Here is a 22,022-nt window from a genome sequence, read left to right on the forward strand (position 1 = left end):
TACGTGCGCACGTGTCTCGTACGTGCGCACGTCAATGACCCGGCCGCACGGGTCGCCGTACGGGCCGCCGTACCGGAAGGGAACGGCCGGGCGTCACGCGCCTCAGCGCGTACGGCTGCGGTACGCCCGCATCTTGGCGCGGCTGCCGCAGATCGCCATCGTGCACCAGCGGCTGCGGCCCGAGGGGCTGCGGTCGTAGTAGACCCAGCGGCAGGTGTCGGCCGCGCACGCCTTGAGGCGGGGCCAGGTGCCGTCCGCGACGGCCGAGACGACGGCGGCGGCGACGCGGGCGGTGAGGGCCGGGGGTCCGGTCAGGCCGGGGGCGGGGCGTACGGCGGCGGCGCCCTCGGTATCGACGGTCAGACGCAGCGGCGCGCGGGACAGCAGGCGTTCCAGCGCCTCCAGGGTGGCGGGCGGTACGTCGACGCCCGCGTGGGCCTGGCAGACGTCGCGCAGCGCCTCGCGCAGGACCAGGACGTCGGCGAGCCCTCCGGGGCCGAAGCCGGGCCCCTCGATGCCGCGCTCCCCCGCCCAGGCGGCCAGCTGCGCCGGGGTGCGCAGCGCGTCGTCGCCGCTCTCCAGGTCGACGGTGTTGACCAGGTCCTGGACCAGCCGCAGCGGTCCAGGCGCGGGACTGCGTTCTCCGGGCTGCTCCACCCTTGAAACGTTACCGCCACTCCGCCATGATGAAGTAACCGTTACCGGCTGAGACCGCTGTACTGGTAACCGTTGTACTGGTCACCGCTAACCGCTGTCCGGCGACCACGGCCCCGGCCGGTGGCACGGCAGCCCACCACGAGAGGAATCCGTCATGATCGGCACCTTGGGCGCGGTCGTCCTGGACTGTCCCGACCCGCGCGCGCTGGCCGCCTTCTACGCCGAACTGGTCGGCGGCACGGTCGACGCGTCGGAGGACGACTGGGTCGACCTCAACCGCGAGGACGGCCAGCGCCTGTCCTTCCAGCTCGCCCCGGCCCACCGGGCGCCCCGCTGGCCCGACCCCGAGCGCCCCCAGCAGTTCCACCTCGACATCGCCGTGGAGCGCGCCGCGATGGACAGCGCGGAGAAGCAGGTGCTCGCCCTGGGCGCGACGCTTCTGGAGGGCGACCTGGACGGCGCGCGCAACTGGCGCGTGTACGCGGACCCCGCCGGGCACCCGTTCTGCCTCTGCGCCTGCTGAACGGCCGCCGTCCCCCGGCGGCCCCGCCGCCGTCGCCCCGCGGTCACCGCTCCGCCCCCTGGTCATCGGCCGTCCGACGCCCGGCCGTATTCCGGCCGTTGCATCCTGCTCGCGGTACTACGATCCGGTAGGCGCGTGACTGGCGGGGACGACCGAGAGCGGTGGCCATGCTCCGAACTCCACTGCGGCTGCGGGCATCCCTGCGACGACCACCGGGGGAAGCCGCACCACTGGAGCAGCGAGAACGAATACATCAGGGGGACGAGGGGCGGGAAGAGGGGGACGGCGACGAGGGGGACGCCGGGGAAGCGGCCGGGCGACCGGCCCGCAGGCGTACGCGGGTGCCGTGGCGCACCCTCGCCGGGCTCATACCCGTGCTGCTCGTCGGCGGCTGGGTGTCGCAGCACTGGTCGCTGATCGAGACCGGCTGCCGTGACCTGCTGGCCGCCAACCGTGGCTGGCTGCTGGCCGCGCTCGCGGCGACCGGCCTCGGCTGGGTCGCCAACGCCGTGGCCCGGCAGGGCACCGTGCTCGAACCGCTGCCGCCCGCCCGCCTGTTGGCCACGCAGTTCGCCGCGTCGGCCGCGGGACAGCTCGCCCCCGCCGGGATCGGCGCGAGCGCGGTCAATCTGCGCTTCCTGCGCACCCAGGGGCTTCCGCTGCTCCGCTCGTCGGCCGCCCTCGCGCTGTACTCGCTGGCGGAGTCCGTCGGCCGGGTGACGCTGCTGCTGGTGCTGCTCGCGCTCTTCCCGCACGCGCTGCACCTGCGCGGCCTGCTGCCCGACGGCAACGCGCTGCTGCTCCTCGGGCTGCTGGCCGTTCTCGTGCTCGGCGCGGCGGCGCTCGCGCTGGCGCTGCTCCGGCCGCTGCGCCGTACGATCCGCGACTTCCTGGCGGCGGCGCTCACCGACGCCCGCACGCTGCACACCCGGCCGTCCCGCGCGCTCGCGCTGTGGGGCGGCTCGCTGGCCTTCCCCGCGCTCCAGGCCGCCGGTCTCGCCGCGGTCACGCTCGCGCTGGGGATACCGGTCTCCGCCGCGCACGTCGCGCTCGCGTATCTGCTCGCCACGTGTCTGGCGGCGGCCGTGCCGACGCCCGGCGGGATCGGGTCGGTCGACGCGGCGCTCGCCCTGGCCCTGGTGGCGGCGGGCGCCTCGACGACCGCCGCCGCCTCCGCCGTGCTCGGCTACCGCATCGTCACGGTCTGGCTGCCGCTGGTGCCCGCCGCGCTGACGCTGGGCGCGCTGGTGCGGCGCAAGGTGCTCTGAGCGGGCGCCTTCGCCTCCCCGGGGTCAGGCGCGCGGGCCGTCCAGGGCCGCGATCGTCGCCGTCGAGGGGCCGCGCCGGGCGCGGATCGCCGCGGCGGCCGACTCGGCCTCGCGCAGCACCCGTACCGCGTTCTGCCAGGTCAGCTTGGCGATGTCCGGGTCGGACCAGCCGCGGGTGAGCAGTTCGGCGATCAGGTGCGGGTAGCCGGAGACGTCGGCGAGGCCATCGGGGGTGAAGGCCGTGCCGTCGTAGTCGCCGCCGATGCCGATGTGGTCGACGCCCGCGACGGCCCGCATGTGGTCGAGGTGGTCGGCGACGGTGGCCGCCGTGGCGACCGGGCGCGGGTGGGCGGCCTCGTACGCGCGCTGCACGGCCATGCCGTCCGGGGTGGTGTCGAGGTGGTGCAGGCCGTGGGCGCGCATGTTCTCGTCGGCCGCCGCGGTCCACTCGATGGCGGCGGGCAGGATGAACTTGGGCACGAAGGTCGCCATCGCGACACCGCCGTTGGCGGGCAGCGCGGCCAGTACGTCGTCGGGGATGTTGCGCACGTGGTCGCAGACGGCGCGGGACGAGGAGTGCGAGAAGAGCACCGGGGCCTCGGCGACCCGCAGCGCGGCGCGCATGGTGTCGGGCGAGACGTGGGAGAGGTCCACCAGCATCCCGAGCCGGTTCATCTCGCGCACGACCTCCTCGCCGAAGGCGGTGAGACCGCCCGCGACGGGCTTGTCGGTCGCCGAGTCCGCCCACGGGGTGTTGTCGTTGTGCGTGAGCGTCATGTAGCGGACGCCGAGGTCGTACAGGCCGCGCAGCGTCCCCAGCGAGCAGTCGATGGAGTGGCCGCCCTCGGCGCCCATCAGGGAGGCGATCCTGCCCTCGGAACGGGCGGTCTCCATGTCGTCGGCGGTCAGCGCGAGCCGCAGGTCGGCCGGGTAGCGGTCGGCCAACCGCCGTACGACGTCGATCTGTTCGAGCGTCGCGGTGACGGCCTCGCCGCCGGTCAGCTCCACCGACACGTACACCGACCAGAACTGCGCGCCGACGCCGCCCGCCCGCAGCCGCGGGATGTCGGTGTGCAGCCGGTCGCTCTGGTCGGCGGCGATGTCGAGCCGGTCGAGGTCGTACGCCACCTGCTCGCGCAGCGCCCACGGCAGGTCGTTGTGCCCGTCCACCACGGGGTGGGCGGCGAGCAGTTCGCGGGCGTGCGTCAGGTGGTCCACGTCGTACCTCCGGGTGGGGAGCGGGTGTTGGCGTCGGCGGCCGGGAGCCGAGGGCGGCGGGCCTTGCGGGCCTTGCGGGGCTACGGGCTTACGCGCCTTGCGGGTCAGAAGCCGAAGCCGCCCGCGCCCTTCGCCTTCGCGCGCAGCCGCTTGCCCTTCTCCGTCGCCTGCTCGTTGAGCGACTGCTGGAACTCCCGCATCCGGGTGAGGAGTTCGGGGTCGTGGGCGGCGAGGATGCGGATGGCGAGCAGCCCGGCGTTGCGGGCGCCCGCGACCGAGACGGTGGCGACCGGGACGCCCGCGGGCATCTGGACGATGGACAGCAGCGAGTCCATGCCGTCGAGGTACTTCAGCGGCACGGGCACGCCGATGACCGGCAGCGGGGTGACGGAGGCGAGCATGCCGGGCAGGTGGGCGGCGCCGCCCGCGCCCGCGATGATGGTCTTCAGGCCGCGGCCGTCGGCCTGCTCGCCGTACGCGATCATCTCGTGCGGCATGCGGTGCGCGGAGACCACGTCGACCTCGTAGGGCACCTCGAACTCGTCGAGGATCTGCGCGGCGGCCTCCATGACCTCCCAGTCGGAGTCCGAGCCCATCACGACGCCGACCAGCGGGCTCCCGGCGGAAGCGGCGGGGTTACTCATCGATCGTTCCTCGCAGATAGTCGGCCGCGTGCCGGGCGCGCTCGCGCACGTCCGCCAGGTCGTCGCCGTAGGTGTTGACGTGGCCGACCTTACGGCCGGGCTTCACGTCCTTGCCGTACATGTGGATCTTCAGACCCGGGTCGCGGGCCATGCAGTGCAGGTAGGCCGCGTACATGTCGGGGAAGTCGCCGCCGAGCACGTTGGCCATGACCGTCCAGCGGGCGCGCGGGCGCGGGTCGCCGAGCGGCAGGTCGAGGACGGCGCGCAGGTGGTTGGCGAACTGCGAGGTGACGGCGCCGTCCATGGTCCAGTGGCCGCTGTTGTGCGGGCGCATCGCCAGCTCGTTCACCAGGATGGCGGAGCTGCCGTCGGCCGCGCGGGTCTCGAACAGCTCCACGGCGAGGTGGCCGACCACGCCCAGCTCGCGCGCGACGGTCAGCGCGAGCTGCTGGGCCCGCGCGGACAGGGCGTCGGACAGGCCGGGCGCGGGCGCGATCACGGTGTCGCACACCCCGTCGACCTGGACGGACTCCACGACCGGGTACGCGACGGCCTGGCCGTGCGGCGACCTGACGACATTGGCGGCCAGCTCCCGTACGAAGTCCACCTTCTCCTCGGCGAGCACCGGGACGCCCGCGCGGAAGGGCTCGGCGGCGTCGGCCTCGGAGCGGGCGATCCACACGCCCTTGCCGTCGTAGCCGCCGCGCACGGTCTTCAGGACCACGGGGTAGCCCCCGGCCTGCTCCTCGGCGAACCGGGTGACGTCGGCGGGGTCGGTGACGATGCGGTTGACCGGGCAGGGCACGCCGATCTCGGCGAGGCGGGCGCGCATGACGCCCTTGTCCTGGGCGTGCACCAGCGCGTCGGGCCCCGGGCGTACGACGACGCCGTCCGCCTCCAGGGCGCGCAGGTGCTCGGCCGGTACGTGCTCGTGGTCAAAGGTCAGCACGTCGCACCCCTGGGCGAAGGCCCGCAGGGTCGCGAGGTCCCGGTAGTCACCCACGGTCACGTCGGCGACCACCTGGGCCGCCGAGTCCTGAGGGGTGTCGCTGAGAATCCTGAACCTGACGCCGAGCGGGATGCCCGCCTCGTGGGTCATGCGGGCGAGCTGGCCGCCGCCGATCATGCCGACTACCGGGAATGTCACGTTTTTTCCTGCCGGAGGTGCGCGGGCTGGTACTCGTAGGGGGTGCCACCAGGGTATCCGCCACGCGGGGACACGAATGACCGGCTCCGATCGACGTAGCTCCGTACGGCACGGTTAACATGTGGTGGAGACAACACGGAGACACGGGGCGACACGCAGGGACACCGACCGTGCCCCCTCGGCACCCGGTTTCTCAGCGGATTCCACCCCGTTCCCACCCATGACGGCACCCGCCCCCCACCTTCCACAGACAGGGCCGAGCGATCACCATGAGCGGACTGCGAGAGCTGCGTTCCCGACTGCGGCTGTTGTACCGCGAGATCGCGAAGTTCGGGGTCGTCGGCGCCGCCGGTGTGCTGGTCAACATCGGGGTGTTCAACCTGGTGCGGCACAGCACCGAGCTCCAGACCGTACGGGCCAGCATCCTGGCGACCGTGGTGTCCATCGCCTTCAACTACGTGGGCTTCCGGTACTTCACCTACCGTGACCGCGACAAGGCGGGCCGCACGAAGGAGCTCAGCCTCTTTCTCTTCTTCAGCGCCATCGGCCTGGTGATCGAGAACGGCGTGCTCTACACGGCGGTGTACGGCTTCGGCTGGGACAGCTCGCTCCAGGCCAACATCTTCAAATTCGTCGGCATCGGCGTGGCCACGCTCTTCCGCTTCTGGTCCTACCGGACCTGGGTCTTCCGGGCGCTGCCCGCGCGCGAGGCCGTGGAGCAGGCCGAGGCGTTCCTGGCCGACGGCAAGGGGCCGAAGGCGTCCGGTGCGACCGCCAGCGCCGCTGTCAGGGCCCGGCAGGCCGCGGCGGCCAGGGAAGACGACCGCTTCAACTGAGCCGCTTCTTTTCCGGCCGCCTCAGCTCACGACGTCCGCGCGGGGCGGCGGTGACGGGATCTCGCGGGACAGGAAGAGCGCGAAGACCGGGGGCCGCTGCTGGAGCAGTTCCAGCCGTCCGCCGTCCGCCTCCGCCAGGTCGCGGGCGACCGCGAGGCCGAGCCCGGTGGAGTTGCGCCCGCTGACCGTCCGCTCGAAGACCCGCCCGCCGAGGTCCGGCGGCACGCCCTGCCCGTCGTCGGTGACCTCCACGACGGCCTGATTGCCGGTGACGCGGGTGTGCAGGGTGACGGTGCCCGCGCCGTGCATCAACGAGTTCTCGATCAGCGTGGCGAGCACCTGCGCGACCGCGCCGGGGGTGCCGACCGCGCGCAGCCCCCGGGTGCCGGAGCGCGCGATGGTCCGGTTCTCGTTCTGGTACGCGGGCCGCCACTCCTCGACCTGCTGCTTGATCACCTCGTCGAGGTCGAAGTCGACGGCGGAGCCGCTGCGCGGGTCGCGGGCGTTGGTCAGCAGCCGCTGCACGACGTCGGTGAGCCGCTCGACCTGGCCGAGCGCGATCGTCGCCTCCTCCTTGACCGCCTCCTGGTCGTCGGCGGTCGCCACGATCTCCTCCAGCCGCATGGACAGCGCGGTCAGCGGCGTACGGAGCTGGTGGGAGGCGTCGGCCGCGAGCCGTCGTTCGGCGGTGAGCATCCGGCCGATCCGGTCGGCGCTGGCGTCCAGGACGTCGGCGATCCGGTCCAGTTCCGGGACGCCGTAGCGGCGGTGCCGGGGGCGCGGGTCGCCGGAGCCGAGCCGCTCGGCGGTCTCGGCGAGATCGGTGAGCGGGCTGACCAGCCGGCGGGCCTGGAGGACGGCCAGTATCACGGCGGCCAGCACCGCGAGCAGCGCGACCGCCAGGATCACCAGCAGGGTGCGGCCGATCTCCTGGCTGACCTTGGAGCGCGGCTCCTCGACCAGCACCTTCTCGCCGTGGCCGCCGGACTGCCGGGACGCCAGCACCCGCCCCTTGGGCTTGTCGCCGAGCGTCACCTCGGGGTGGCCGGGCACCTGCACCACCGCGTAACGGTCGGCGGCGATCTGCCGGTCCAGGCCCTTGGCGGTGATGCTCTCCCCCGCCAGGATGCGGTTCTCCACGATGCCGACCAGGCGCACCGCCTCGGAGTCCACGCTCTCCTGGGCGCTGCTCTCGATCGTCCGGGTCTCCACGATGACCAGGGAGATCCCGAAGACGGCGATCACGACGAGCACCACGGCCAGCGTGGAGGAGATCAGACGGCGGCGCATGGAGCCAGCGTGTCAGTTCTTCTCGAACCGGAAGCCGACGCCGCGCACGGTGGAGATGTAGCGGGGGCTGGCCGCGTCGTCGCCGAGCTTCTTGCGCAGCCACGAGATGTGCATGTCCAGCGTCTTGGTCGAGGACCACCAGGTGGTGTCCCAGACCTCGCGCATGAGCTGCTCCCGCGTGACGACCCGGCCCGCGTCGCGTACGAGCACGCGCAGCAGGTCGAACTCCTTGGCGGTGAGCTGAAGCTCGTCGTCGCCCATCCACGCCCGGTGCGACTCGACGTCGATCCGGACGCCGTGGGTGGCGGGCTGGGTGGACTCGGTGGTGCCGCGGCGCAGCAGCGCCCGCACCCGGGCCAGCAGCTCCGCCAGGCGGAACGGCTTGGTGACGTAGTCGTCCGCGCCGGCGTCCAGGCCGACGACGGTGTCGACCTCGTCGGCCCGCGCGGTGAGGACCAGCACCGGGAAGGTGTGTCCCTCGGTACGGATCCTGCGGCACACATCGAGGCCGTCCATGCCGGGCAGGCCCAGGTCGAGCACCACCAGATCGACGGCGCCGAGCAGTGCCGTCTCCAGAGCGGTGGGTCCGTCCTCGCGCACCTCGACCTCGTAGCCCTCTCGGCGCAGTGCGCGCGCGAGCGGTTCCGAGATGGATGCGTCGTCCTCGGCGAGAAGTACGCGGGTCATGGGCTTGATGGTAGTCCGCACCGGGCGCCGGGGAGGCGGTGGTACGGAGAGCCGCCCCACGCCACCCGCCGCGCCCCCTGTCACGGCTCCGCTCGCGGCTCCTGGCGCGGGGCTGCCGGACAGCTACCGGAGAGCCGCCAGAGTGCCGCCGGAGAGCCGCCGGAGAGCCGCCGGAGAGCTTCCCGGCAGCGGCCGGAAGGCCGGTGGAGCGGCCACGGACGGGCTGTCGGCGTCCGGACGCGGGGGCAGCCCCGCCGCCGAAGCCTTCGGGGGCGGGGCTGCCGGGGCCGGACGGTTAGAGGTAGGGGCGGGTGATCAGTTCGATCGCGTGGCCCGCGGGGTCCTTGAAGTAGACGCCCCGGCCGCCGTGTTCGGTGTTGATCTCACCGGGGCGGCGCATCTGCGGATCGGCCCAGTGCTCGACGGCGCGGTCGCACAGCCGCCGGTAGGCCCGGTCGAAGAGTGCGTCGTCGACCAGGAACGCGTAGTGCTGCATCTGGATCTCCACCGGCGGCTCGGCGAACTGGAGCAGCACCCCTGCGTCGAGCTGGACGTTGGTGAACGGACCCCAGGACGGCGCCTCGGGAAGTTCCAGCAGCTCCCGGAAGAACCGCGCCGATTCCTCGCGGTCCTTCGCGGCGACGATGGTGTGGTTGAACGTGACGATCATACGGCTGGCCTCGCTGGTGCTCGACACGGAACAGGGACTCGCGGCGCACGAGCGCCGGGAGGTCCGCGTGCCGAGCGGGGGTGCCTTCCGCGCACCCGCTGTGCGGTCAGTCCTCCGCCGGATGGCCGATCCGTGAGTGGCGTAGCGCCGGTCCGGTGTTCACGTCGGCCGACGCTACGCGATCCCGCGGGCCGCGACAACAGCCCGTCGCCCGGCTGATGTCGCGGCCCGTCCTGCGCGGGTCAGCGGCGGAGGAAGCGGCGCCAGGGGGTGAAGGTGAGGACGGCGGCGCCGAGGAGGAGGGCGGTGGCGGCGACGTAACCGAGGGCGCGGAGGGGGCCGTTGGCGTCGGAGCCGGTGGCGGCGAGGTCGCCGCCCGTGGTGGAGCCGGTCGTGCTCGAACCGCCGGTCGTGGAGCCGGTGGTCGTGGAGCCGGTCGTGGCGCCGCCGGGGGCGGCGGTGGTGTCGAGGGTGAGGGAGACCGGGGCGGCCTTCGTGGGCGTGCAGGTGGCGACGGCGGTGCCGCCGTCGGTGAGTTTGATGACGAGAGTGCCGGGGCTCAGCCCGACCTTGCCGGTTTTGCCGGGCACGAAGCGGCCCTTGATGTCGTCGATGGTGATGGGCGCGTTCTGGGCGAAGGCGGTGCTGTTCGGGGAGCCGGTGAGGGTGAGGGAGCCGGTCTGGGCACCGCTGAGCAGCACGGTGATACTCGGTGTGATCATGCCCTTGCTGATCGGACTCGGGCTGTCCATCACGCTGTTGCCGAACTTCACGGTGAGGTCGTAGCCGGAGGACGCCTTCGCCGCGTCGATCTCGACCTTCGAGGTGGCCGACTTGTCACCGATCAGCGTCTTGCAGGCGTACGGCACGTCCACGGACGTCCCCTTGAACGAGGTGCCGCCCGTCCCGCCGCCTGTCCCACCGGACGTGCTGCCGGACGTGCCTCCGGTGGTCGTACCGCCCGAGGTTGTCGTGCCGCCCGTCGTCGTACCGCCGGAAGTCGCGTCCCCCTCCGTCACCTTGATCGTGGTGGCGACCGGCACGGCGGCCGTGGGGGTGCAGACGGTGTCGGTGGAGATCGGGTAGCTGACGTTGATGGTGTAGGCGCCCGGGGAGAGGGTGATGTCACCGGCCTTGGTGAGCTTGAGGGTGCCGGTCATGTCGGAGAGCTTCATTTCGCTGTTCTTGGGGATGGCCGGATTCCGGCGCGGGCCCTGGACGTCGAGGGTGCCGGTCTGGGCGCCGCCGAGTGTGACCTTGCCGGACGGCTGCACCTTGTCGGCGGGCAGGTCGATGATGTCGGGGTTCTTGGAGGCGGCCTGGACGGTCTTCCAGGTGACGGTGACCGTGTCGCCGACCTTGGCGGTGGCGGGCGCGGTGATGTCGGCCTTGGTGGTGCCGTCGATGGGGCCGAGTCCTGACGCGGCCGGGGGCACGCACCTGGTCGCGAAGTCGGATTCCGCGGCGTGCGCGGCCCCCGCGGTCATCAGCACCGATCCGCCGCCGAGCAGCAGGGCGGCCACGGCCGCGGACGCGCTTCGTCGTATGGTCACGGGCTTCCTTTCGAAGGGGGGCTCGGGGCGGGGCTCTCGTCGGACCCGGACCCGGGCCCGGAGCCGGACCCGGAGCCGGAGCCGGACCCGGAGTCGGAGTCGGAGGAGCGCGGCGGCACGGAGCCGCGCAGGGCGGGCAGGGCGCCGTGGGTGAACCAGGGCAGCGGGCCCGCGTCCGGCGCGTACGAGGGCGGCGGGGGCGCGGAGGCGGGTGGCGGCGGTCCGGGCGGCGCGTGGCGTCCGCGCGGGACGGCGGCCTTCAGCGGCAGATGGGCCAGTACGGTCGCCGGGTGCCACGCGGGCCGCCCGCCGGGCACGGCGGCCACCGCGCCGGGCCTGAGCCGGTCGACCGCCAGCATCCCGAGCCGGAAGACGGCGGCCGGGACGACCAGGAAGAGCAGGATCCAGAAGAGGGTGACGCCCCACGGCCGCCCGACCGACCACGCCTCGGTGACCAGCACCTTTCCGCCGTAGCGCAGCTGTACGGTGTAAGCGCCGTGCGCGCCGGAGCCCAGCTCCACCGGGAAGCCGATCCGCTGTTTCCCGCCGGGCGCGACCGTGCCGTGCCACTGCTGGCGGTCCCACTGGGGTGCGTAGACGCCGTGCGAGGCGCCGACGTCGAAGGCCGGGTCCTTGACAGCGCCCGAGCCCAGATTGCCGACGGTGAACACGAGCGTGCGGTGCGCGGGCGCGCCGAACCAGGTGAGCAGTCCGCCGCCGCCGCGCAGCCGCGCGGTCAGTACGGCGAGCCTGCCGGTGCCGGTCCGCGCGGGCAGCGGCGCGGTGGGGTGTCCTGTGACGGTGAACGGCGCGTCCACGGTGAGCTGTTCACCGGTCACCGTGGACACGTGGATGACGCAGGGGCACGGCTTCGGCGGCGCCACGACCGGCAGCCGGCGGCTGAACTTCCCCGCCGCGTCGGTGGTGACGGCCCGGCCGGAGGCGTTGGCGCAGGAGTTGGTGCCGCCGATCGCGTCCTGGCCGCAGAGCAGGATGGCCAGCAGGGTGCCGGGTTTCCAGCCCGCGCCGACCACGGTGACGTCGCCGCCGGGGCGGGCTGCGCCGGGGTGCGCCACGACGGTCGGCGCCGTGGCGGCGGCGGGCGCGCGGAGTACGGCGGAGTCGGCGGGCGCGCCGAGCGCTGCCGGTGCCGCGACGGCCGAACCGGCCGTCAGGACAAGGGCGGTGAGGAAGGCGAGGACCGGCCGCCGGAACCGTGCCCGCCGCCCGAGGCCCAACCGCCGTCCCAGGAGCCCGCTTCGCGTCGCCCGCACGTCAACTCCCGCCCGTCGGCGCGCCGATGACGGCGGTGCCGGGCCCGGAGTCCGCACCCGTATCCGCACCTGAGTCGGTGTCCGTGTCGGTGTCCCCGCCCGCGCCCGTGCCCGCACGCGGACCGGGGCCCGTGTACGTACCCGAAGCGTCCGGCACCGCGTCCGGCCCGGCGCCAGATGCCGCCTCAGCGGCTTCCGCCGCCGGGTGCCGCGACCGCCGGCGGCGTACGTACCAGACGGCCGACACCGCGAGTCCGGCCAGGACGAGCGCCACCGCGAGCCAGGGTGCGACGAGGTACGAGGCGGTGCCGCGCTCGTCGACGCCGCCGGTCGCGGTGCTGACGGTCAGCCGGACCGAGACGCGGTCGAAGGCCGGGGCGTCCGCCCACTTCTGGGTGAGGCTGACCTGCTGTCCCGGCAGGAGTTCGAGGGGCAGGTCGCGGGCCGGGCGGTTGAGCAGGGTGCGGCCGAACAGGCCGGTGGCCTTGACGGCCAGGCGCGGTGAGAGGGTGACATTGCCGCGGTTGACCAGCGTGTAGTGGATGGTGGCGGCCGTGCTGCCGGTGCCGGGCAGCAGCGGGTCGCCGTGGCTGACGGTGAGGTGTTCGACGGAGAGCGCGGCCAGGCTCGGCCCGCCGACCCGCAGGTAGACGCGCGCGCCGACCGCCCGGCGCACCCCGACCGCGACCTTGCCCGAGCCCTCGTCGGTCCGGGTGTCCAAGGCGACGATCGCGCCGGGGTGGTCGCCGGGCGAGGCGTTGGCCGGGACGGCGAGGGTGAACGGGATGTCGGCGCGGGTGCGCGGCGGCACGGTCAGCGTGGTCTTGGCGAGCCGGATCCAGGTGCCGACGTCGCGGTTGGTCTCGTCGGGGCCCCGGACGGCGAAGCCGCCGTCGCGCGGGGTGTTGTACGCGTCGGCGCCGTAGAGCCTGAAGGTCATCGGCGCGGTGGAGAGGTTGGAGACCGACACCTTGTCCTTGACGGTGGTGCCGGGGTCGGCCTGGAGGGTGAAGAACTGCCGTTCCTGGCCGGTGGCACTGGGGTCGGCGGCGCCCGCGGCAGGGGCGGGGAAAACCGACCAGCGCCCGTTGTCGGCGGCGCCGGCCGGTCCCGCCGCCGGACCGAGGAGAGCGGCGAGGCCGACCGCCACGACGGCCCCGGTCGCGGTGAGCGCGCGCAGGCCCGTGGCCGCCGCGGACCGTGCCCGCGCCCGTCCGCGAGGAAGTACGCCCGGAGGTGTGCCCGCAGGTGTCCCCGCAGGTGTGCCCGCGAGCACGTCCGGAAGCGGCGGACGGGGCCGCACGCGTATCCGCGTACGCGTCCGCGCGTCGGCCCCGACCCGGGCGGCGCGCGGGCGGGACCGGGACGGCGGCGGTGACCACGACCGTGCTCGCGACCACGACATCCTCGTCAACTCCCTCGGTCGGCAGCAGTATCTGACTGTGCGTCAGGTCAGGGTCAGGGTCAAGACTCCCGAGTAGGTTCCGGCGGGGCTGAACCGCGGAATGTCGAGTGAGAGACCGGCGTCGACGGTGAACTCGCCGCCGGTCGCGGTGGCGTCGGGCGCGGAGGCCAGGGTGGCTCCCGTACTGCCGACGGAACCGGCGCTGCCCGCCACGCAGTTGCTCGGGCTGCCCGTCGCGGTCGCGCAGGCGGGTGTCCAGCCGAGCCTGTCCGCGCCGATCCGCGACCCGTCCGGGCCGGTGAAGTCGCTGACCTTGCCGGTGAGCGACCAGCCGGTGGAGCCGCCGCGGAAGTCCATGACGGTGACGGTGCTGAGCGCGCCGCTGGACGTGCCGCCCGCGCCGAAGTCGACGGGCGTCATCGTGACCGTGTCACCGGCCTGCGTCATCGACAGCGTGCCCGGGACGACCGACGCCGTGACCTTCTGCGCGCCGGGCGGTACGGGGGTGTTGTCATTGACGGCGTACGCGGCGGGTCCGGCGGCGGTCGCGGGGTCGTACGCGCCGCCCTCGTACGCCACGATCCCGGTGGTCGCGGGGTCGTTGACGGTGAGCGACGCCGTGAAGCCGCCGTAGGAGTCGGCGGTGGCCGTCGTACGGTCGGCCGTCCCGTCGGCGCCGGAGCGGCCCGCGATGGTGACGGTGGCGCCCTCGGTGAAGTGGCTGCCGGTCACCCTCACCGCCGCACACCGGTCGCCGGACGCCGAACCCAGCGCGATGGCACGGTTGTTGGTCGGCACCGAGCCGCTCGCCGTGACCGTCTCGGAGACCGGCGCGGGCGGATTCGTCACGGTGCAGACGGTGTCCAGCTCCAGGATGTAGCTGGTGTGGATGGTGTAGTCGCCGGGCGACAGCGTGATCGTGCCCGCCGCGGTGGCGGTGAAGCTGCCGTGCATGACCAGCGCGGGGAAGGCGCCCTTGCCGGGGATCGGCGGGTTGCTCTTGGGGCCGTCCACCGTGACGGCGCCGGTCTGCGCACCGCCGAGCACCACGACGGCGTGCGGAGTGACCACGTCGGCGGGCAGGGCGATGTCGGTCGGGTTGCTCGCCGCGGCCCGGCTGAGCGTGTAGGTGACGTGGACGGTGTCGCCGACCTTCGGCGTCGCGTCGTCCACGGTGACCGTGGCGGTGGACGTGCCGTCGATGGGCGGCAGCCCGGCGACGGCCGGCGGGACGCAGTGCGTGGCGAAGTCGACCGGGGTGTTGGCGTGCGCCGAGGCGGCGAGCACCGTCCCGCCGCCGACGACGAGCGCCGCCGTACCGACGACCGCCACGAGCCGGCGCGCGACGGTGGCTGGTCTTCGTGGACCTCGGCGGCCCGGCGCCCTGCGCGAATGAGCGTTCATATCGTCCCCTTGATCCGTGTTCGTGACGCGGCGTCCCATTTCCCGCGCCGACGGTGGCCATTGAGGCCGGGCGGTCAAGAGAAGTCGATGGAGAGCGCCGACCGTATCTGACGATCCGTCAGATCGTCAGACGCGGCGCCGGGTGCGGCGGGTCAGCCAGAGCGCGCCACCGGCCCCGAACAGCAGCACCGTGCCGCCGAGGGTGCCGAGGGCGACCACGCCGTCGTCGGAGCCGGTCTGCGCGAGGTTGCCGCTCGAACCTCCGCTCGTACCGCCGGAACCCGACGAGCCGCCGGAGCCCGTCGTACCGCCGGACGCGCTCGACCCGCCGGAACCGCTCGATCCGCCCGCCGCTTTGACGGTGAGGGTGAGCGACACCCCCGGCTTGGGATCGGCCGTGCAGGTCGTCGTCGTGCCCAGCGCCAGGATGGTCAGCACGCCGGGCGTGAAGGTGACCTTGCCGCTCGCCTTCGGGGTGTACGTGCCCGACAGATCGGTGATCTTGATCGGCGTGTTGGCCGGGATCGGGGCCGGGTTGGACGGTCCCGTCACCGTGAGCGAACCGCTGTCCGCGCCGCCGAGCAGGATCGTCGCGTGCGGGTTCATCGCCCCCTTGCCCAGCTCGATCGGACTGGACGAGACTCCCTTCTGGAAGGTCATCTTCAGGCGGTACGACGAGCCGCTGGGCGTGGCCGCGATGTCGATCGGCGAGACCGCGCTCTTGTCGCCGATCGGCGTCTTGCAGTGGTAGTTGACGTTCACCGTGGCCGCCTGCGCGGCTGGGGCGCCGGTCATGACGACCGCCCCCGCCGCTATCCCGGCCACCACGAAACCCGCCCTGGTCCTGCTCATCGGCCCATCTCCCTCCGCCGCCACCCGCACCGGCAGATCTGACGGCACATCAGATTTGGCGTGAGGGTACGCCGGTGAGGTCGGAGAGGGAAGAGAGGCGTCGCACCGACGGAAACCGGGCGCGCGAAGGCGGACCCGCCGGCGCGCGGAGGAGCGCGTGGGCGTACGGGAGCAGGCGTGCGCGGAGGAAGGCGAGCTTGGGCGTACAGACGGCGAGCGCGCGCGTACGGAAGCACGCGTGCGCGGACGGGAACGCGTCAGGGCGGGCGCGTACCGGTGCGGGCGCGTACCGGTGCGGGCGTACGGGCGCGGCCGTGCGGAACGGTCCGCCGCGACCGGGAGGGGTCCGGTCGTGGCCGCCGGGCGGCGGCCGTCGCGGTTACGCCGGTGCGGCCAGTTCCGCCCAGACCGTCTTGCCGGGCCGGTCGGTCTCGCGGATCACGCCCCAGTCGAGGCAGAGCCGCTGCACGATGAACATGCCGTGGCCGCCGGGGCGGCCCGCGCGGTGCGGGGTACGGGGCGACGGCTCGCCCGGGCCGCTGTCGACGACTTCGAGGCGCAGCGACTTGGGGTTGCGGCGCAGCCGCAGCTCGTCGGGGCCGCCCGCGTGCAGGCAGGCGTTGGTGACCAGCTCGGAGACGACCAGCAGCACGTCCTCGGCGGCGGCTCTGCGGTCCGCGCTCGCGGCGGGCAGCCAGCCCCAGTCGCGCAGTGCCTGCCGGGTGAAGTCACGGGCGCGCGGCACAATGCCGCTCTCGCCCGACAGCGCCAGCTTCCGCACCGGTTCGTCGGGACCGGCCCGCTCGGGCGCCGACACGTCGGACTCACCCTCGCCCGAATCCGAGCCGCGGTCGTCCGCAGCGTAAGGCCGGGTGGTGCTCATCAGCGCCTCACCTCACGGATGTCCAACAGGTGTCCGTCGGTCTTCTTCCCGGTCGATCTCCGGGAACACGTCTGGGAGCCCACCAAACATCGTCCCGCAGGAAATCGCCACTCACGTCCCATGGCCCCCGTACGCACCCCGCTACTCCTGAAGCGCCTGGTCCAGCGTGGCGTGCACGGTGAAAACCGTGTCCGCCCCGGTGATCTCGAAAACGCGGGCGACCGTCGGCTGCATGGCGGCCAGATGGACGGCCCCCCCGGCGGCGTCCGCCCGCAGTCGCGCGCTCAGCAACACGTTCAGCCCCGTGGAGTCGCAGAACTCCAGGCCCGAGCAGTCGATCACCAGCCGGGTGGTGCCCGCGTCGAGAGCCGCGTCGAGCGGCTCGCTCAGCAGGTCAGCGGTGTGGTGGTCCAACTCGCCCGTGGGGGCGAAGACCGCGGATCGGCCGTGGTGTCCCACCTCGACACGCAGCCTTCCCAGGTCGGCCGTGCCGACCACATCGCGGTCCATGTGCGCTCCTCTGTGCGTCCGTGTTGACACGCCCCCCGACCCTACGCTTTTCGCAGATGGCGCGGTAGTCGGAGGTCGCGGGCCCGGCAGGAACGGTCCAGCGGACCGTACCTCACCCGTTCGAGGGAATTTGCGACCGGCCGGGGAATCGGGGTAGGGGTGGAGATACGGCACCGCTCCATCCATCGCCGCGAGTGGTCGCGAAAGGTCTCAAGAGAGGGAGGAGCACATGACACCCCGGCTGAGCCTGGATCATGCGCACGAGCAGCTCAAGGGCCTTGAGGGACTTCCCGAGATCCCGCCGTACGACCGTATAGGACCGGTCGACGCCCGCGCCCTGTCGAAGACGCTCTTCGCCCGCCTCCAGTCGCTGGAGGAGGGCACCACCGAGTACTCGTATGTCCGCAACACCCTGGTCGAACTCAATCTGGCGCTGGTGAAATTCGCCGCCTCGCGCTTCCGCACCCGCAGCGAGCCGATGGAGGACATCGTCCAGGTCGGCACGATCGGCCTGATCAAGGCGATCGACCGGTTCGAGCTGAGCCGCGGTGTGGAGTTCCCCACGTTCGCGATGCCGACGATCATCGGTGAGATCAAACGTTTCTTCCGTGACACGAGCTGGTCGGTACGGGTGCCGCGGCGGCTCCAGGAGCTGCGGCTCGACCTCGCCAAGGCGGGCGACGAGCTGGCCCAGCAACTGGACCGCTCCCCGACCGTGCGGGAGCTGGCCGAACGCCTCGGCCTGCCCGAGCACGAGATCGTCGAGGGCATGGCGGCGAGCAACGCGTACACCGCCAGTTCGCTGGACGCCCAGCCCGCGGAGGACGACCCGGAGGGCGCGCTGGCCGACCGGATCGGCTACGAGGACCACGACCTCGAGGGCATCGAGTACGTCGAGTCCCTCAAGCCGCTGATCGCCGGGCTCGCACCGCGCGACCGCACCATCTTGTCGCTGCGCTTCGTCGCCAATCTCACGCAGTCCGAGATCGGCGAGGAGCTGGGCATCTCGCAGATGCACGTGTCACGGCTGCTGTCGCGCACGCTGGCGCGGCTGCGCCGCGGACTGATGGTCGAGGACTAGGGCCTGTCCGGCGGATCACGAACGGCCCCTTCGCCCCCTGGCACGCCCGCCCGCCGCCACAGGCCCTAAGCAGCCTCCCCCGGGCGCTCAGGCGCGCTCCTCGGCGCTTCATAGGCGCTTCCCGGCCTGCCACACCGCCGCCGTCAGGGGGACTCCCGGGCGGTAGGCGAGGTGGACGTGGCTGGGGGCGTCCAGCAGGTGCAGATCGGCGCGGGCGCCCGGCGCGACCGTGCCGACGTCCGTACGGCGCAGCGCCCGGGCGCCGCCGAGGGTGGCGGCCAGGACGGCCTCGTCGGGCGTCATGCCCATGTCGCGGACCGCGAGGGCCACGCAGAAGGCCATGGAGCTGGTGAAGGACGAGCCCGGGTTGCAGTCCGTGGACAGCGCCACCGTCGCGCCCGCGTCCAGCAGCCGCCGGGCGTCCGGGTAGACGGCCCGGGTGGAGAATTCGGCGCCGGGCAGCAGCGTCGCGACCGTACGCGGCGCGCTGGCGAGCGCGTCCACGTCGGCGTCCGTCAGATGCGTGCAGTGGTCGGCCGAGGCCGCGTCCAGCTCGACGGCGAGGCGCACGCCGGGGCCGTACGAGAGCTGGTTGGCGTGCACGCGCGGGACCAGTCCGCGGGCCGCGCCCGCGGTGAGGACCGCGCGGGCCTGGTCGCCGTCGAAGGCGCCCTCCTCGCAGAAGACGTCGATCCAGCGGGCGTGCGGCGCGCAGGCGTCCAGCATCTCGCCGGTCACCAGGGCGACGTACGCCGCCGGGTCGTCGGCGAACTCCGGGGCGACGACATGGGCGCCCAGGTACGTCACCTCGTCGGTGTGACCGGCCGCGATCCGCAGCGCGCGGGCCTCGTCGTGCGTGGTCAGGCCGTAGCCGGACTTGGTCTCCTGCGTCGTGGTGCCCTGCCGCAGCGCCTCCGCGAGGTAGCGGGCGACGTTCGCCGACAGTTCGTCGTCGGAGGCCGCGCGGGTGGCCGCGACCGTGGTGCGGATGCCGCCCGCGGAGTAGGGGCGGCCCGACATCCGGGCGTGGAATTCGGCGGTCCTGTCGCCCGCGAAGACCAGGTGCGCGTGGGAGTCCACGAAGCCGGGGAGCAGCGCCCGGCCCCCGGCGTCGTGGTGACTGTCAGTGGCGGGTGATTTGCTGTGGGTACCGGTCCAGACGACGCGGTCGCCCTCGATGACGACGGCGGCGTCCTGGATCAGGCCGAGGGGGTTTTCCGGGGTGCGGAGGGAGGGATCGTTGGTGACCAGACTGCCGATGTTGGTGATGGCCGTGCTGTGCGCCGGGCCGCTCGGGGCGCTGGTCGCCGGGCTGCTGGTCGCCGGGCTGCTGGTCATCGCGCGGGGGTTCTCCTTCGGACGCGGGCACGGAGGCGGGGTGCCGGGGCTCGGGGACGGGCTCGGTGGGCGCCCCGCGAGGGGGTTCGGATTCGGGCTCGGGTTCCGGCTCGGACTCAGCGGGTGGCCGCGATGGCCGCTGCCAGGGCGGCGGGCACGTCCTCGACGAGCTGATGCCGCCCGTCACGGACGATCTGCCGGCCGCCGACCACGGTGGACGTCACATCCGCGCCCGTGGCCGCGAATACGGCGGTCTCCGCGCCCAGCCGGGGCAGGGGTCCGGCGGTGCGGACGGAGTCCAGCGCGATCGTGGTGAAGTCCGCGGCGCAGCCCGGTTCCAAGCGGCCCGCGTCGGGTCGGCCGAGGCTCGCGTGACCGTCCTCGGTGGCGGCGCGCAGCAGTTGGGCCGCGGTCCAGTGGCCGCGGGCGCGGGTGCGCAGCCGTTCGTTCAGTTCCATGGCGCGCGCCTCCTCGAACAGGTCGATGACGGCGTGGCTGTCGCTGCCCAGGCTCAGCGGGCTGCCCGCCGCCTTGAGCCGGGGCGCCGGGCCGATGCCGTCGGCCAGGTCGCGTTCCGTCGTGGGGCACATGCAGACGGTGCTGCCCGCGCGCCCGATCAGGCCGATGTCCTCACCGGTGAGGTGCGTGGCGTGCACGGCGGTGGCGGTCGGCTTCCAGAAGCCGGAGTCCGCGAGCAGCCGGGCCGGGGTGCGGCCGTGCACCGCGACGCACGCCTCGTTCTCCGCGGGCTGCTCGGACAGGTGGATGTGCGTCGGCACGCCGTCGGTCCAGCGGGCGAAGGCCGTGTAGCCGTCGCTCGCGGAGAAGGCCCGCACCGAGTGCAGCGCGGCGCCGATCGTCGCGTGGCCGCCGCCCTTGAGCTGCGACCAGCGCTCGTACCAGCGGTCGGCGGTGCCGTCGCCGAAGCGGGTCTGCGGTCCGGCCAGCGGCGCGTAGCCGTTCCGGTTCAGGCCGCCGTGCAGGTAGACGGTGTCGAGCAGCGTGATCCGGATCCCGGCCGCGCCCGCGGCGGCGATCAGGGCCTCGCCCATGGCGTTGGGATTGTCGTACGGGGTGCCGCCCGGCTGGTGGTGCAGGTAGTGGAATTCGCCGACCGCGGTGATCCCGGCCAGCGCCATCTCGGCGTAGACGGCGCGCGCGAGGTCGAAGTACGTGTCGGGGGTGAGCTTCTGCGCGACGCCGTACATGAACTCGCGCCAGGTCCAGAAGGTCCCGGAGCCGACTTGCACGGTGCCGCGCAGGGCCCGGTGGAAGGCGTGGCTGTGGGCGTTGGCCAGGCCGGGCAGGGTCAGGCCGCGCAGGACGGTCGCCCCGGCGGGCGGCGCGTCCACGCCTGTGCTGACCTCGGTGATGCGTTCGTCCGCGACCGTGAGCGCGACGCCCGGCTCGACATGGGTGCCGAGCCAGGCGTGCTCCAGCCAGTACGTCACCTGCACGCGAGACCTTCCAGTACGTCGGCGAGTGCGGTCACACCGGCGACGCAGTCGTCCTCGGCCGCCGATTCGGCCGGGGAGTGCGAGACGCCGGTGGGGTTGCGTACGAACAGCATGGCGGTTGGGACGGTCGCGGACAGGATGCCCGCGTCGTGTCCCGCGCCGGTCGGAAGGACCGGTACGGGCGCGGCGCCGCCGAGCAGCGCGGTGAGGCGGTCGCGCAGGTCGTGGGCGAATTCCACCACCGGGGTGAAGGATTCGCGGACGACCCGCACGTCCACGCCGTCGCGGGCGCCGCGCTCGGTCGCGGCCTGCTCGATGGCGGTGACGACCTCGGCGAGGGTCGCCTCGTCCGCGGCGCGCGAGTCGAGCCAGCCCCGAACGAGTGAGGCGATGGCGTTGACGCCGTTGGGTTCCACGCTGACCTTGCCGAAGGTCGCGAGGGCGCCCGCGAGGCGGGCCTTCTTGCGGGCGGCCAGCACCGTGTTGGCGTAGGTCAGCATCGGGTCGCGGCGGTCCTCCAGGCGGGTGGTGCCCGCGTGGTTGGCCTCGCCGGTGAAGTCGAACCGCCAGCGGCCGTGCGGCCAGATCGCCGAGGCGACGCCGACCGCGTCGCCCGACAGGTCCAGGGCGCGGCCCTGTTCGATGTGGAGTTCCACGAAGGCGCCGATCCGGCCGAGGCGTTCGGGGTCGGGGCCGATCGCCTCCGGGTCCTGGCCCGCCGCTTCCATGGCCCGGGCGAGGCTCACGCCGTCCGCGTCGCGCAGTTCCCTGGCGCGCTCCGGGGTCAACTGGCCCGCGCTCAGCCGGGAACCGGCGCAGGCGACGCCGAAGCGGGCGCCTTCCTCGTCGGTGAAGTTGACCAGGGCCAGGGGGCGGGTGGGGGTCGCGCCGCGGGCGCGGAGTTCGTCGAGGGCGGCGAAGGAGGAGATGACGCCGAGGGGGCCGTCGAAGGGTCCGCCGTCGGGGACGGAGTCCAGGTGGGAGCCGGTGACGACGGCGTCGCCCGCCGTCGGGTCGCCCTGCCAGGCCCACTGGTTGCCGTTGCGGTCGACCTCGTAGGTCAGGGCGCGGGACTCCGCTTGGGCGCGGAACCAGGCGCGGCAGTCGGTGTCCGCCGGGGTCCAGGCGTAGCGGCGGTAGCCGCCGGTTCCGGTGTCCCGGCCGACCGGGAGGAGGTCGCGCCACATCGCGTGGAAGGACGCGCCCGCGGCGGGCTGTTTCGCCCCTGGCCCGTTCTCCCCTGGCCCGCCCCTTCCCGGAACCGGGGGCTCGGCCCCTGGACCCCGCTCCTCGAACGCCGGAGGGGGTGAATTGTGCGGGGGCGC

The 22,022-nt window shown here is 73.4% G+C and carries 21 protein-coding genes; 4 read left to right on the forward strand and 17 right to left on the reverse strand.

What is annotated here, in order from left to right:
- Nucleotides 1-102: 102 nt before the first annotated feature.
- Nucleotides 103-657 carry a CGNR zinc finger domain-containing protein gene (locus ACIP4Z_RS21065; RefSeq protein WP_401310180.1) on the reverse strand — a complete coding sequence of 185 codons (555 nt, stop codon included), beginning with the start codon at nt 655-657 and terminating at the stop codon, nt 103-105.
- A gap of 154 nt (nt 658-811) precedes the next feature.
- On the opposite strand from ACIP4Z_RS21065, the gene ACIP4Z_RS21070 reads away from it, so the two are divergent.
- Nucleotides 812-1,180, forward strand: a complete 369-nt coding sequence (locus ACIP4Z_RS21070; RefSeq protein ID WP_355347022.1) for a VOC family protein — start codon at nt 812-814, stop codon at nt 1,178-1,180.
- 341 nt (nt 1,181-1,521) lie between these two features.
- Nucleotides 1,522-2,448: a lysylphosphatidylglycerol synthase domain-containing protein gene (locus tag ACIP4Z_RS21075; protein WP_355347019.1), complete on the forward strand. Its 927-nt coding sequence runs from the start codon at nt 1,522-1,524 to the stop codon at nt 2,446-2,448.
- A gap of 24 nt (nt 2,449-2,472) precedes the next feature.
- Here the strand turns inward: ACIP4Z_RS21075 and ACIP4Z_RS21080 are convergent, their stop codons facing one another.
- From ACIP4Z_RS21080 to ACIP4Z_RS21090, 3 genes are all read right to left on the reverse strand, one after another.
- Nucleotides 2,473-3,666 carry a membrane dipeptidase gene (locus tag ACIP4Z_RS21080; protein ID WP_391051530.1) on the reverse strand — a complete coding sequence of 398 codons (1,194 nt, stop codon included), beginning with the start codon at nt 3,664-3,666 and terminating at the stop codon, nt 2,473-2,475.
- Between the two features lie 104 nt (nt 3,667-3,770).
- Nucleotides 3,771-4,310, reverse strand: a complete 540-nt coding sequence (gene purE, locus ACIP4Z_RS21085; RefSeq protein ID WP_355347013.1) for a 5-(carboxyamino)imidazole ribonucleotide mutase — start codon at nt 4,308-4,310, stop codon at nt 3,771-3,773.
- Entirely contained in the window at nt 4,303-5,436 is a 1,134-nt protein-coding gene (locus tag ACIP4Z_RS21090; protein ID WP_391051693.1) for a 5-(carboxyamino)imidazole ribonucleotide synthase, read from the reverse strand. The genes purE and ACIP4Z_RS21090 overlap by 8 nt, the downstream gene beginning before the upstream one ends.
- Nucleotides 5,437-5,726: 290 nt before the next feature.
- On the opposite strand from ACIP4Z_RS21090, the gene ACIP4Z_RS21095 reads away from it, so the two are divergent.
- A complete protein-coding gene (locus ACIP4Z_RS21095) occupies nt 5,727-6,293 on the forward strand; it encodes a GtrA family protein (protein ID WP_355347007.1) in 567 nt (188 codons plus the stop codon).
- A 21-nt stretch (nt 6,294-6,314) separates the two neighbouring features.
- Here ACIP4Z_RS21095 and ACIP4Z_RS21100 read toward each other — a convergent pair whose 3' ends face one another.
- From ACIP4Z_RS21100 to ACIP4Z_RS21145, 10 genes are all read right to left on the reverse strand, one after another.
- Complete coding sequence (locus ACIP4Z_RS21100; protein ID WP_391051534.1) at nt 6,315-7,583, reverse strand: ATP-binding protein; 1,269 nt, start codon at nt 7,581-7,583, stop codon at nt 6,315-6,317.
- 12 nt (nt 7,584-7,595) lie between these two features.
- Nucleotides 7,596-8,270 (reverse strand): response regulator transcription factor, encoded by a 675-nt coding sequence (locus ACIP4Z_RS21105; RefSeq protein WP_188285980.1) that lies wholly within the window; start codon nt 8,268-8,270, stop codon nt 7,596-7,598.
- 295 nt (nt 8,271-8,565) lie between these two features.
- Nucleotides 8,566-8,940 carry a VOC family protein gene (locus ACIP4Z_RS21110; RefSeq protein ID WP_401310681.1) on the reverse strand — a complete coding sequence of 125 codons (375 nt, stop codon included), beginning with the start codon at nt 8,938-8,940 and terminating at the stop codon, nt 8,566-8,568.
- A 242-nt stretch (nt 8,941-9,182) separates the two neighbouring features.
- Nucleotides 9,183-10,493: a hypothetical protein gene (locus tag ACIP4Z_RS21115; protein ID WP_401310188.1), complete on the reverse strand. Its 1,311-nt coding sequence runs from the start codon at nt 10,491-10,493 to the stop codon at nt 9,183-9,185.
- Nucleotides 10,490-11,668, reverse strand: coding sequence for a hypothetical protein (locus ACIP4Z_RS21120; RefSeq protein WP_401310684.1), 1,179 nt, complete (start codon nt 11,666-11,668; stop codon nt 10,490-10,492). Before ACIP4Z_RS21120 ends, ACIP4Z_RS21115 begins: the two co-directional genes overlap by 4 nt.
- Nucleotides 11,669-11,768: 100 nt before the next feature.
- Nucleotides 11,769-13,070: a WxL protein peptidoglycan domain-containing protein gene (locus ACIP4Z_RS21125; RefSeq protein WP_401310191.1), complete on the reverse strand. Its 1,302-nt coding sequence runs from the start codon at nt 13,068-13,070 to the stop codon at nt 11,769-11,771.
- 144 nt (nt 13,071-13,214) lie between these two features.
- Nucleotides 13,215-14,576 (reverse strand): beta-xylosidase, encoded by a 1,362-nt coding sequence (locus tag ACIP4Z_RS21130; protein WP_401310194.1) that lies wholly within the window; start codon nt 14,574-14,576, stop codon nt 13,215-13,217.
- Nucleotides 14,577-14,702: 126 nt separating this feature from the next.
- Nucleotides 14,703-15,428, reverse strand: a complete 726-nt coding sequence (locus tag ACIP4Z_RS21135; RefSeq protein WP_401310196.1) for a peptidase — start codon at nt 15,426-15,428, stop codon at nt 14,703-14,705.
- 379 nt (nt 15,429-15,807) lie between these two features.
- The gene (locus ACIP4Z_RS21140; RefSeq protein ID WP_401310199.1) at nt 15,808-16,311 is read right to left on the reverse strand and encodes an ATP-binding protein; all 504 of its coding nucleotides are present in this window, start codon (nt 16,309-16,311) and stop codon (nt 15,808-15,810) included.
- 141 nt (nt 16,312-16,452) lie between these two features.
- A complete protein-coding gene (locus ACIP4Z_RS21145) occupies nt 16,453-16,821 on the reverse strand; it encodes an STAS domain-containing protein (RefSeq protein ID WP_355346986.1) in 369 nt (122 codons plus the stop codon).
- A 229-nt stretch (nt 16,822-17,050) separates the two neighbouring features.
- Here ACIP4Z_RS21145 and ACIP4Z_RS21150 point away from each other — a divergent pair, with 229 nt between their 5' ends.
- Nucleotides 17,051-17,902, forward strand: coding sequence for a SigB/SigF/SigG family RNA polymerase sigma factor (locus ACIP4Z_RS21150; protein WP_391162265.1), 852 nt, complete (start codon nt 17,051-17,053; stop codon nt 17,900-17,902).
- A gap of 108 nt (nt 17,903-18,010) precedes the next feature.
- Here the strand turns inward: ACIP4Z_RS21150 and hutI are convergent, their stop codons facing one another.
- The 3 genes from hutI to ACIP4Z_RS21165 all read right to left on the reverse strand — a co-directional run bounded on the left by hutI (nt 18,011) and on the right by ACIP4Z_RS21165 (nt 21,884).
- Nucleotides 18,011-19,240 (reverse strand): imidazolonepropionase, encoded by a 1,230-nt coding sequence (gene hutI / locus ACIP4Z_RS21155; RefSeq protein WP_401310204.1) that lies wholly within the window; start codon nt 19,238-19,240, stop codon nt 18,011-18,013.
- A gap of 116 nt (nt 19,241-19,356) precedes the next feature.
- Nucleotides 19,357-20,697, reverse strand: a complete 1,341-nt coding sequence (locus ACIP4Z_RS21160; protein WP_355346977.1) for a formimidoylglutamate deiminase — start codon at nt 20,695-20,697, stop codon at nt 19,357-19,359.
- Entirely contained in the window at nt 20,688-21,884 is a 1,197-nt protein-coding gene (locus tag ACIP4Z_RS21165; protein ID WP_401310207.1) for an allantoate amidohydrolase, read from the reverse strand. Before ACIP4Z_RS21165 ends, ACIP4Z_RS21160 begins: the two co-directional genes overlap by 10 nt.
- Nucleotides 21,885-22,022 lie beyond the last annotated feature (138 nt).

The organism is Streptomyces sp. NPDC088910, from assembly GCF_044749865.1.
Taxonomy (GTDB): domain Bacteria; phylum Actinomycetota; class Actinomycetes; order Streptomycetales; family Streptomycetaceae; genus Actinacidiphila.

What these genes read in the sequence shown, in the direction of transcription:
- purE (WP_355347013.1), bottom strand. Translation starts at nt 4,310, where the DNA reads ATGAGTAACCCCGCCGCTTCCGCCGGGAGCCCGCTGGTCGGCGTCGTG.
- ACIP4Z_RS21140 (WP_401310199.1), bottom strand. Translation starts at nt 16,311, where the DNA reads ATGAGCACCACCCGGCCTTACGCTGCGGACGACCGCGGCTCGGATTCG.
- ACIP4Z_RS21090 (WP_391051693.1), bottom strand. Translation starts at nt 5,436, where the DNA reads ATGATCGGCGGCGGCCAGCTCGCCCGCATGACCCACGAGGCGGGCATC.
- ACIP4Z_RS21165 (WP_401310207.1), bottom strand. Translation starts at nt 21,884, where the DNA reads ATGTGGCGCGACCTCCTCCCGGTCGGCCGGGACACCGGAACCGGCGGC.
- hutI (WP_401310204.1), bottom strand. Translation starts at nt 19,240, where the DNA reads ATGACCAGCAGCCCGGCGACCAGCAGCCCGGCGACCAGCGCCCCGAGC.
- ACIP4Z_RS21070 (WP_355347022.1), top strand. Translation starts at nt 812, where the DNA reads ATGATCGGCACCTTGGGCGCGGTCGTCCTGGACTGTCCCGACCCGCGC.
- ACIP4Z_RS21130 (WP_401310194.1), bottom strand. Translation starts at nt 14,576, where the DNA reads ATGAACGCTCATTCGCGCAGGGCGCCGGGCCGCCGAGGTCCACGAAGA.
- ACIP4Z_RS21145 (WP_355346986.1), bottom strand. Translation starts at nt 16,821, where the DNA reads ATGGACCGCGATGTGGTCGGCACGGCCGACCTGGGAAGGCTGCGTGTC.
- ACIP4Z_RS21150 (WP_391162265.1), top strand. Translation starts at nt 17,051, where the DNA reads ATGACACCCCGGCTGAGCCTGGATCATGCGCACGAGCAGCTCAAGGGC.
- ACIP4Z_RS21135 (WP_401310196.1), bottom strand. Translation starts at nt 15,428, where the DNA reads ATGAGCAGGACCAGGGCGGGTTTCGTGGTGGCCGGGATAGCGGCGGGG.
- ACIP4Z_RS21100 (WP_391051534.1), bottom strand. Translation starts at nt 7,583, where the DNA reads ATGCGCCGCCGTCTGATCTCCTCCACGCTGGCCGTGGTGCTCGTCGTG.
- ACIP4Z_RS21095 (WP_355347007.1), top strand. Translation starts at nt 5,727, where the DNA reads ATGAGCGGACTGCGAGAGCTGCGTTCCCGACTGCGGCTGTTGTACCGC.
- ACIP4Z_RS21105 (WP_188285980.1), bottom strand. Translation starts at nt 8,270, where the DNA reads ATGACCCGCGTACTTCTCGCCGAGGACGACGCATCCATCTCGGAACCG.
- ACIP4Z_RS21110 (WP_401310681.1), bottom strand. Translation starts at nt 8,940, where the DNA reads ATGATCGTCACGTTCAACCACACCATCGTCGCCGCGAAGGACCGCGAG.